The sequence below is a fragment of the Providencia sp. PROV197 genome (assembly GCF_028479625.1).
GTDB lineage: Bacteria > Pseudomonadota > Gammaproteobacteria > Enterobacterales > Enterobacteriaceae > Providencia > Providencia vermicola.
This window is the reverse complement of record NZ_JAMPNZ010000017.1, coordinates 37,388-47,372: the sequence shown is the minus strand read 5'-3', so window position 1 is coordinate 47,372 and position 9,985 is coordinate 37,388. Positions and strand designations below refer to the sequence as shown.

8 protein-coding genes and 6 tRNA genes are annotated in these 9,985 nt (G+C 43.0%); 5 read left to right on the top strand and 9 right to left on the bottom strand.

All coding sequences use genetic code 11. The annotated features are described in order from the left end of the window. Nucleotides 1-9 precede the first annotated feature (9 nt). The 4 genes from PR808_RS09865 to PR808_RS09850 all read right to left on the bottom strand — a co-directional run bounded on the left by PR808_RS09865 (nucleotide 10) and on the right by PR808_RS09850 (nucleotide 412). A tRNA-Lys gene (locus PR808_RS09865) sits at nucleotides 10-85 on the bottom strand. A 42-nt stretch (nucleotides 86-127) separates the two neighbouring features. Next, nucleotides 128-203 (bottom strand) — tRNA-Val (locus tag PR808_RS09860). Between the two features lie 31 nt (nucleotides 204-234). Then, nucleotides 235-310: transfer RNA gene (locus PR808_RS09855), tRNA-Val, on the bottom strand. A gap of 26 nt (nucleotides 311-336) precedes the next feature. Continuing rightward, a tRNA-Val gene (locus PR808_RS09850) sits at nucleotides 337-412 on the bottom strand. 437 nt (nucleotides 413-849) lie between these two features. Here PR808_RS09850 and gltX point away from each other — a divergent pair. The 3 genes from gltX (at nucleotide 850) to PR808_RS09835 (ending at nucleotide 2,641) form a co-directional block, all read left to right on the top strand. Further along, entirely contained in the window at nucleotides 850-2,271 is a 1,422-nt protein-coding gene (gene gltX / locus PR808_RS09845) for a glutamate--tRNA ligase (RefSeq protein WP_272539205.1), read from the top strand. Between the two features lie 172 nt (nucleotides 2,272-2,443). Then, nucleotides 2,444-2,519: transfer RNA gene (locus PR808_RS09840), tRNA-Ala, on the top strand. Nucleotides 2,520-2,565: 46 nt separating this feature from the next. Then, a tRNA-Ala gene (locus tag PR808_RS09835) sits at nucleotides 2,566-2,641 on the top strand. Nucleotides 2,642-2,779: 138 nt separating this feature from the next. On the opposite strand, the gene PR808_RS09830 is transcribed toward PR808_RS09835, so the two are convergent. After that, nucleotides 2,780-3,532 carry an SDR family NAD(P)-dependent oxidoreductase gene (locus PR808_RS09830; RefSeq protein ID WP_206082426.1) on the bottom strand — a complete coding sequence of 251 codons (753 nt, stop codon included), beginning with the start codon at nucleotides 3,530-3,532 and terminating at the stop codon, nucleotides 2,780-2,782. Between the two features lie 121 nt (nucleotides 3,533-3,653). Between PR808_RS09830 and PR808_RS09825 the strand changes: the two genes are divergently transcribed. Continuing rightward, nucleotides 3,654-4,070, top strand: a complete 417-nt coding sequence (locus PR808_RS09825; protein ID WP_272539204.1) for a MarR family transcriptional regulator — start codon at nucleotides 3,654-3,656, stop codon at nucleotides 4,068-4,070. 5 nt (nucleotides 4,071-4,075) lie between these two features. Here the strand turns inward: PR808_RS09825 and PR808_RS09820 are convergent, their stop codons facing one another. From PR808_RS09820 to zipA, 4 genes are all read right to left on the bottom strand, one after another. Further along, complete coding sequence (locus PR808_RS09820) at nucleotides 4,076-4,294, bottom strand: DUF3820 family protein (RefSeq protein WP_206082428.1); 219 nt, start codon at nucleotides 4,292-4,294, stop codon at nucleotides 4,076-4,078. A 65-nt stretch (nucleotides 4,295-4,359) separates the two neighbouring features. Next, entirely contained in the window at nucleotides 4,360-5,544 is a 1,185-nt protein-coding gene (locus PR808_RS09815) for a NupC/NupG family nucleoside CNT transporter (protein ID WP_206082429.1), read from the bottom strand. 271 nt (nucleotides 5,545-5,815) lie between these two features. Next, complete coding sequence (ligA, locus tag PR808_RS09810) at nucleotides 5,816-7,834, bottom strand: NAD-dependent DNA ligase LigA (RefSeq protein WP_206082430.1); 2,019 nt, start codon at nucleotides 7,832-7,834, stop codon at nucleotides 5,816-5,818. Nucleotides 7,835-7,890: 56 nt separating this feature from the next. Further along, nucleotides 7,891-8,883, bottom strand: coding sequence for a cell division protein ZipA (zipA, locus tag PR808_RS09805; protein WP_272539203.1), 993 nt, complete (start codon nucleotides 8,881-8,883; stop codon nucleotides 7,891-7,893). Between the two features lie 218 nt (nucleotides 8,884-9,101). On the opposite strand from zipA, the gene cysZ reads away from it, so the two are divergent. Next, nucleotides 9,102-9,866, top strand: a complete 765-nt coding sequence (gene cysZ, locus PR808_RS09800; RefSeq protein ID WP_206082432.1) for a sulfate transporter CysZ — start codon at nucleotides 9,102-9,104, stop codon at nucleotides 9,864-9,866. The last annotated feature ends 119 nt before the right edge of the window (nucleotides 9,867-9,985 follow it).

Here is a 9,985-nt window from a genome sequence, read left to right as displayed (position 1 = left end):
GACTTAAGATGGTGGGTCGTGCAGGATTCGAACCTGCGACCAATTGATTAAAAGTCAACTGCTCTACCGACTGAGCTAACGACCCATCTAGATTTGATTTGTGTTTTAATGTGAGTAGTTAATGAAGTGGTGGGCGATAGCGGGCTCGAACCACTGACCCCCTCCTTGTAAGGGAGGTGCTCTACCAACTGAGCTAATCGCCCACTTCATAACTTGTACCACATTATAAATGATTGGTGGGCGATAGCGGGCTCGAACCACTGACCCCCTCCTTGTAAGGGAGGTGCTCTACCAACTGAGCTAATCGCCCAATCATTTATTTTTCATCGTCAACGGTGGTGGGCGATAGCGGGCTCGAACCACTGACCCCCTCCTTGTAAGGGAGGTGCTCTACCAACTGAGCTAATCGCCCCGTCGTCGATGGAGGTGCATTATAGGGATACGGAGTTCAGAGTCAACGCTTTTTCGATAGATTTTTTTCGTTCGTTGCAAAATTAATCAAGATGTTTCAATATTCGCCAGAAAAGCTGCCTTTTTAATCAATTACCTATATAATTTAGCGTTTATATTCTTTCATAAACAGAAAATAAATTTTCACTTCAGCTTCAATTTCATTTTTTGCCTCACTTTTCCATTTTCTTTTCTTGTATCTTCATAACTTGATTGAGGAATCACCACAGGATGATAGAATAGAGGCACATTTTAGCAATGCTGACAGACTTCACGCGTTTAAAGCTTCATACGGCACTATTATCTATTGTAATGTGTTGCATACATTAGCCTTCTATTTATTCAGCCGTGAACTCTTAAGCACTTCAAAAACAATGTTTTGCAATTAAGGCAATCTCGATGAGTAAAATCAAAACCCGTTTTGCACCAAGCCCAACTGGCTATTTACACGTTGGTGGTGCGCGTACCGCTCTTTATTCCTGGTTATTTAGTCGCCACAACCAGGGCGAATTTGTCCTGCGCATTGAAGATACCGACTTAGAACGTTCAACTCAGGAAGCTATCGATGCCATTATGGACGGTATGAACTGGTTGAATTTAAATTGGGATGAAGGCCCTTATTATCAGACCAAGCGTTTTGATCGTTATAACGCAGTGATTGACCAAATGTTAGAAGCTGGCACCGCTTATCGTTGTTTCTGCTCAAAAGAACGTTTGGAAGCTCTGCGTGAAGAGCAAATGGCGAACAATGAAAAACCTCGCTATGACGGTTGCTGCCGCGACCATGCGCATAACCACACCGCTGATGAACCGCATGTTGTTCGTTTCCGTAACCCGCAAGACGGTTCTGTGATTTTTGACGATAAAATCCGCGGCCCAATTGAATTTAGTAACCAAGAGTTAGACGATTTAATTATTCGTCGCACTGATGGCTCACCAACTTATAACTTCTGTGTTGTTATTGATGACTGGGATATGGAAATTACTCACGTTATCCGCGGTGAAGACCATATCAACAATACACCTCGTCAAATCAACATTCTAAAAGCACTAGGCGCACCAGTACCTGTGTATGCACACGTTTCCATGATTTTAGGTGATGACGGTAAAAAACTGTCTAAACGCCATGGTGCTGTAAGTGTCATGCAATACCGTGATGATGGTTATTTGCCACAAGCGCTACTGAACTATTTAGTCCGTCTAGGTTGGTCTCACGGTGACCAAGAAATTTTCACCGTTGACGAAATGAAAGAATTTTTCAGCCTTGATGCAATCAGCAAATCAGCAAGTGCATTTAACACTGAAAAACTGCAATGGCTAAATCACCATTATATCAATGCATTGCCTGCTGAAGAAGTGGCTGTGTACCTTGCATGGCATATTGAGCAACAACATATTGATACCCGCAATGGCCCTCAATTAGTTGAGCTAATTAAGTTACTTGGCGAACGTTGTAAGACACTGAAAGAAATGGCTGAATCTTGTCATTATTTCTATCAAGACTTTGAAGAGTTCGATGCAGACGCAGCGAAAAAACACCTGCGCCCTGTTGCTCGCCAACCATTAGAAGTGGTTAAAGAAAAATTAACCGCAATCACCGATTGGACCGCAGAAAATGTCCACCAAGCAATTGAAGCCACTGCCGCTGAATTAGACGTGGGAATGGGTAAAGTGGGTATGCCGTTACGTGTTGCTGTGACGGGTGCTGGCCAGTCCCCAGGCCTCGATGTGACCGTCCACGCCATTGGTCAAGCACGTTCTATTGCACGCATTGAAAAAGCCTTAGCATTTATTGCTGAACGCGAAGCTTCTGCACAATAATTTATGCCATTTCTGCCCTCATTTCTTGGGGGCAGTTTTTTCTCTCTTATTTCTATCCTTGCGTTGATTGCAAAATGCTCTATATTTCAGCAATTAAACGGAAAAGCCGATTATTTTATTGACACTCCTACCGAGCTTGAATATGATGCCTCCCGTCCAAAAGATTTTGATTGGGGCTATAGCTCAGCTGGGAGAGCGCTTGCATGGCATGCAAGAGGTCAGCGGTTCGATCCCGCTTAGCTCCACCATCTAATTCCCTGTTAGATGGCTCTAAATAACAAAGTCTATCGATTTGGGGCTATAGCTCAGCTGGGAGAGCGCTTGCATGGCATGCAAGAGGTCAGCGGTTCGATCCCGCTTAGCTCCACCATAATTTCCTTCTGCTTTATCTTTCATAAATCTAATAATTTCGAGCCTCAAAATACCCCTATTGTACTCAGCAGTATTCGGCGTATCCAACCTCAAACACTTCATAAGGAAAGCCTGTAAGCTCACGTTTTATCATCTATTACTGTGCTGTATAGCCACCATCAATAGGAATAAACGCCCCCGTTATAAAACTGCTGTCTGTTGATAATAAAAAAGCCACCACATTGGCGATTTCCTCTGTTTTTGCCATCCTCCCCATCGGGTGCGTTGATGCCATCCAATTTTGAGTATCCTGCGGTAACATCGCAATATTCGGTGTTTCAACATAGCCTGGCCCTACAGCATTAATCCGTATGCCTTTTTGGGCATTCTCTAATGCCGCTGAACGAGTGAGGCCTAACACCGCGTGTTTCGCTGCGGTATAAGGGGCTATCCCTGCTATCCCTGTTACACCATTGCAAGCGGATAAGTTTACTATTGCCCCACCGCCACTGCGATGAATTGCAGGTATGGCATATTTCAAGCCATGAAATGCCCCTGTAATATCCGTTTCAATCACGTCATGCCATGCTTCTAATGGATAATCTTCGATATTCACACCATGTGGACCTGTCACCCCCGCGTTGTTGACTAAGAAATGCAGTGCACCATATTTCATTTCTACCTGCTCAATCGTTGATTGAAAATCCTTTGCGCTTGCCACATCCATTTTTATTACACTAATACGCTCCCCTGTTGGTGTAATTTCCTGGGCTGCCTGCGTTAGTGCATCTTCATGACGTCCTGTCATTACGACTGTCGCACCCAATGAGTGTAGTTTTTGTGCAATTCCAAAACCGACACCTGTAGATGCCCCTGTTACCAATGCGATTTGATTTGTGAATTGTTGCATAGCCGCCTCAATTATAATTAACTTTAGTTAACTATAATTGATTAACTTTGGTTAATCAATGCCTCGTTTTCTGCCTAGCGCCAAGGTATACTTCAACTGTTGAATAATAAGGAAGAATTTTATGCCTAGTACCCTTGAAGACGCATTATCATTATTGCAATGCACACTTGTTGCTCGCCGTGTCAGTTTCACACCTGAGCAAATTACATGGGGACAATACGATGTACTGGAGATATTGAGGCTTAAAGGTGACTTAACACCAAGCCAGCTAAGTCAATCACTGGGAATTTCACGGCAAAATTTATCGAAGTTTTTGCGGGTATTAAAATCTTTTGAGTTTGTCGAACAATATCAGTCTGAAGAAGATAAGCGGGAATTGATCACCCACTTAACAGAAAAAGGGGCTCATTTTTTACAGCGTGCAGCAACAGGGCGAGCAGAAAATGCATTAAAAGTTAAAGCCGTATTAACGCAGCAAGAACAAGATATCTTTATTCAATTGAGCAAAAAAATTACTGCCGCTTTAGGGCATGAGTGATCTGATCACTTAGCCCGTTTTAATGGCTTTACAAGCCCTTCTAGCCCTTCAATTTTTAACCCAAGGGCCATTTCCATTAATTGGCCAAGACGCCCTGGTGGGAACTCTCCTTTCTTATAAAACCAAAGAAGGTATTCCTCAGGCAAATCAATCAAGATACAGCCTTTATATTTACCAAATGGCATATAGGTATTTGCCATATCGATAAGATCTTGCTTTTCCATTCTTGCTCCCATAAAAAAACGGCGTCCTAATGAACGCCGCTCTTAATTTAACACTTTTTTGCGAATTACAATACTAATCCGACAACCGCAGCGGATAAGAAGCTGACTAAAGTTGAACCGTACAGTAATTTCAGGCCGAAACGTGCTACTGTGTTACCTTGTTTTTCATCTAACCCTTTGATAGCACCAGCGATGATACCAATTGAAGAGAAGTTAGCAAATGACACTAAGAACACAGATAAGATACCGACAGAACGCTCAGATAAACCACTTGCAATAGCTTGTAAGCCATCCATTGCAACGAATTCATTCGTTACCATTTTAACTGCCATGATCCCACCCACTTGTAGGGCTTCATCCGCTGGGATACCTAAGATCCAAGCAAATGGATAAAATACATAGCCCAACATAGTTTGGAAATCGATACCGAAAATCGCAGAGAAAATACCGTTAATCATGGCAATCAGAGCGATAAAACCAATCAGCATGGCAGAAACAATAATCGCAACTTTAAACCCTGCAAGAATATATTCACCTAACATTTCAAAGAAGCTTTGGCCTTCATGCAGGTTGCTCATTTGAATGTCTTCTTCACCTTCTGGTGGGTACGGGTTGATTAAAGACAGCACCACGAAAGTACCAAACATATTCAGAACTAATGCTGCAACCACAAAACGCGGTTCCAACATCGTCATATATGCTCCCACGATTGACATGGAAACAGTCGACATAGCTGTCGCTGCCATGGTGTACATTCTGCGATCAGACATGCGGTTAAGCTGGTCTTTATAAGCGATAAAGTTTTCAGACTGACCTAGCAGCAATGAACTTACTGCGTTGAATGATTCCAGTTTACCCATTCCGTTAACTTTAGATAACACCGTACCGATGATACGAATAACGATCGGTAGAATTTTAACGTGCTGTAAAATACCAATTAACGCAGAAATAAAGATGATTGGGCACAGAACTTGTAAGAAGAAGAACGCTAAATTCCCTTCAATCATGCCACCAAAGATAAATTTTGTCCCTTCTGCTGCGTAACCGAGTAAGTGAGTAAACACCCCCGCCACACCGAGAACAAAAGATTCACCGATATTCGATTTTAAGAACAGATATGCTAATGCAATTTGGATAACAAGTAGTTGAACAACATAACGAGGACGGATCCCCTTACGGTTACTACTTGCTAAAATAGCAAGAGCGGCGATTACTACTAAAGATAAAACGAAATGCAGGATCGAGGTCATATGCGACTCCAACAAATTTAAGAATCAGTCTATGTGCATATTCTATGTAATAGACAACATTTAAATGAGACGGGCATCACATTAATATGAAAACAGAGTGGGTGTATTTTGCAGAAAGAAGAAGAGGATCACGTTTTAAATAGCAGAAAAGAGACAGATGACCTTTTCTGCATAGAAATTAAATTCAAAATTTAATTTAGGTCTAACAACCTATCAGTGACTTAGTCACCTCACCTAAGTGAAATAACTAAGCCAAATAGAATATAGTTCACTATTTAGTATTCAGCAAACGAATCAACTCATCCTCATCAATAACTGGAATACCTAACTCATTCGCTTTTGCTAATTTCGAACCCGCAGCTTCACCCGCAATCACCATATCGGTTTTCTTCGAAACACTACCTGCGACTTTTGCCCCCAGAGCCACCAGCTTATCTTTCGCCTCATCACGGGTTAAAATACTCATCGAACCTGTTAAAACCACAGTTTTACCTGCAAATGGGCTATCAATTTCTGCACTATTAATCACTTTGACTTCTGGCCAATGAATATTCGCTTTCGTGATTAAATCGTTAATAACTGCCTGGTTATGCGCTTCGTGGAAAAAATTCACCACATGTTTCGCAACCACATGGCCGATATCTTGCACCGTTTTTAAAGACTCTTCATCCGCAGCCATGACCGCATCTAGCGTTGCATAATGTGCCGCTAAATTAGCCGCGGTCGCCTCCCCAACTTCACGGATCCCTAATGCATAAATAAAGCGCGCTAACGTAGTTTGTTTAGACTTTTCGAGCGCATCAATCAGCTTTTGCGCAGATTTTGGCCCCATTCTATCCAAACCCGTCAATTTACCTGCGCTTAATTGATAAAGATCGGCTGGCGTTTTCACATATTCTTTTTCGACAAGTTGATCGATAATTTTATCGCCCATGCCATCAACATCCATTGCACGGCGAGACACAAAGTGTTTGAGTGCTTCTTTACGCTGCGCCCCACAAATTAACCCACCAGTACAACGGGCAACGGCTTCACCTTCAATACGTTCAATGTCTGAACCACAAACAGGGCACTGGGTTGGAAAGACAATTTCACGACTATCCGCAGGACGTTTATCCGCCACCACACTGACAATCTGCGGGATGACATCCCCAGCACGACGAATAATCACTGTATCGCCAATATGCACGCCAAGACGCTCGATTTCATCTGCATTATGCAATGTCGCATTACTGACCATAACCCCCGCCACTTGGACAGGCTCAAGACGTGCTACGGGGGTAATCGCCCCTGTTCGCCCAACTTGGAACTCAACGTCTTTCAATAAAGTAATTTGCTCTTGTGCTGGGAATTTGAAGGCTGTAGCCCAGCGCGGTGCGCGGGAAACGAAACCTAATTCCTCTTGAATCGCAATTGAATTCACCTTGATCACCACCCCATCGATATCAAACCCTAATTCTGGACGAATTTGTTCGATTTGGTGATAAAAATCCAGTACAGCTTGGTGGCCTTGGCGCAGTTGTACATAGTCACTGACAGGGAGTCCCCACGCTTTAAACAGCTGTAAACGTTCATAATGTGTATCTGGCAATGTACCGCCTTCAACTAGCCCAACGCCATAACAATAGAATGTCAGTGGCCTTTTAGCGGTAATACGCGGGTCAAGCTGTCGCAAAGAGCCCGCAGCAGCGTTACGTGGGTTAGCAAAAACTTTACCGTCGGTTCTACGCGCTTCTTCATTTAGTGCTTCAAACCCTTTTTGTGGCATAAACACTTCGCCACGAATTTCCACACGAGCAGGAATATTATCCCCCATTAAACGCAGTGGAATTGCACGAATAGTACGTACATTTGCGGTAATATTTTCCCCCACCGTTCCATCACCACGAGTAGCAGCTTGCACAAATTCACCATTCTCATACAACAAACTAACCGCCAAACCATCAAGCTTCAATTCACAGCAAAATGTGAGTTCATTATGGTTTTTTAAGCGATCTCTAACCCGCTTATCAAAAGCCAAGTAACTTTCTTCATCAAAAACGTTATCCAAAGACAGCATCGGAATTTCATGGCGCACCGTTTCAAATGCTGACAAAGGTGCAGCACCGACACGCTGAGTGGGGGAATCGCTGGTGATAAGCTCTGGGTTCATTTCTTCCAGTGCCTTCAAGCGTTGCATTAATTTGTCATATTCCGCATCAGGAATTTCTGGGGCGTCCAATACATGGTATTGATATTCGTGATGACGCAGCTGTTTTTTTAATTGGTCGATTTCGTTTTTGGTAGTCATGATCCACTCGTAAAGATAAAAAACCCCCAATCAAGGGGGCTTTGTAAAACGCTTGTTTAATTTAGTGTGTTTCTGATCCGCGCATGATACACCTCTATTTTTTGCGGTGTCAGCATCTTACGCTCATCATCTAGCACCACCCCGCCTGCATCGGATGCAATGCGCTGCGCCGCTTGTAACATCAGTTTAAAGTTTTGGCTCGCATCACCGTAGGATGGCACCATCATAAACATGGAAATACCTGGTGTAGAGAAATCAGCCATGGTTTCAGGGTCAAAAGAACCTGGTTTTACCATATTCGCTAAACTAAACAGCACAGGCCCAGTACCTGACGGGTTCACGTGACGGTGGAATATTTTCATTTCACCGAATTGGAATCCCGCTTGAAGAATACTTTGTAGCAAGAGCTCACCTTGTAATTCTTGCCCCTGATGCGCCGCTACATGAAGTACCAGGACTGTCTCCTTGCTATTTGTTGTAGCAGAATTTTTCTGTGGCTCAGTTTTCGTCTCAGTGTGCGGCGGTGTCTGTTCATGATGTATCGGTTGTGTCTCTTCTTGTAGATTGTGGGTGTCAATATGGGGCTCCGATGCATTATGGTGCACGGGTTGAGTATGTATTTCAGGCTCAGCCACAATATCATCATTCATGTTGATGGTGAGCTGCTCTGGCACATGCGGCTCTTGAATACGCAGAACAACAGGCTCATCATGAACAGGCTGCTCTGACGTAGCACTCATTTTAATTTCAGGTTCAACCGACGGTAATGGCTGTATATTAGGTTCAACTTGAGACTCATTTTTTACCGGATATACAGGCTCAGTCGCAGCGGGTTGAACAGGTACCTGCTGAGTTGATTGATTTTCAGTAAATAATGCAGAATCATCATAATTCGATGAATTCTCCTGCGTATCATTTTTTCTACGTTTTACAGGTCTATCGCGAAATAACTTTGAGCGCTCTTTACGGCTGGCCCATAAACCATGCAGTAATAAAGCGACAATCGCTATCGCACCTACGACCACTAATATTAGACGCAAATCCTGCATCGCTGCTATCTCTAGTTGATGAATGAAAGTGCCATCACGGCGGAAACTACCTTAAGATTATTTCTCAATTGCTCTAAGTGCAACCCTCAGAACGATTTTCTTACAAGAAAGAGAATATTCCGCTTTCGTTTGCTGCTTTTTTAAGCAAATAATGGCTAGTCAGCCTAAATTCATATCTATATGATACAAGGTCAACCGAAAAGGAGAGAACAAGAAGTATGACCCAATCGACATTTTCGCCACAAAAAGACCACTCTGGTTTTTATTATTTTACACAAGGGTGGCGACTCGTTACACGTCCTGGCATTAAACGTTTTGTGATTTTGCCCCTATTAGCAAACATTCTTTTCTTAGGAGGCGCATTTTGGTGGTTATACAGTAAGCTTGGTGGCTGGATTGACCAAGTGATGAGCTATGTTCCTGATTGGTTACAATGGCTTAATTATCTTATTTGGCCTGTTGCTTTGATTTCTATTTTATTGGTATTCACCTATTTTTTTAGCACCATTGCCAATATCATTGCAGCACCATTTAATGGTTGGTTATCCGAAAAACTCGAGGCAGAACTTACGGGGAAACCCGCGCCAGACACTGGTATGGCTGAGTTATTAAAAGATGTTCCGCGGATGATCAAACGTGAGTTTGTGCGTATTGGTTACTATTTACCACGGGCAATTGGCTTATTAATTTTATTTTTAATACCTGGTATTGGCCAAACTGTTGCCCCCATCTTATGGTTCCTATTTGGTGCATGGATGATGTCAATCCAGTACTGCGACTACCCTTTTGATAACCACCGTGTTGGTTTTAGTGAAATGAAGCAAGCTCTTGCTAAAGATCGCATAAAAAACATTCAATTCGGAGGTGTGGTCAGCTTGCTGATGATGGTGCCGTTTATCAACTTAGTCATCATGCCTGTTGCCGTTTGTGGCGCAACATTAATGTGGGTTGACCGCTATCGTAGCCGCTACGCACGTTATTAATCTCTCTTTGCGCAGGTTTAATCGCCTGCGCAGTTACCTATTTTCTTACGCTATTCTGCCTTGTTGCCCATTCTTTAGAACTATTGGATCTAAAATAGCCTTTTGTTATAAGCTTAGAC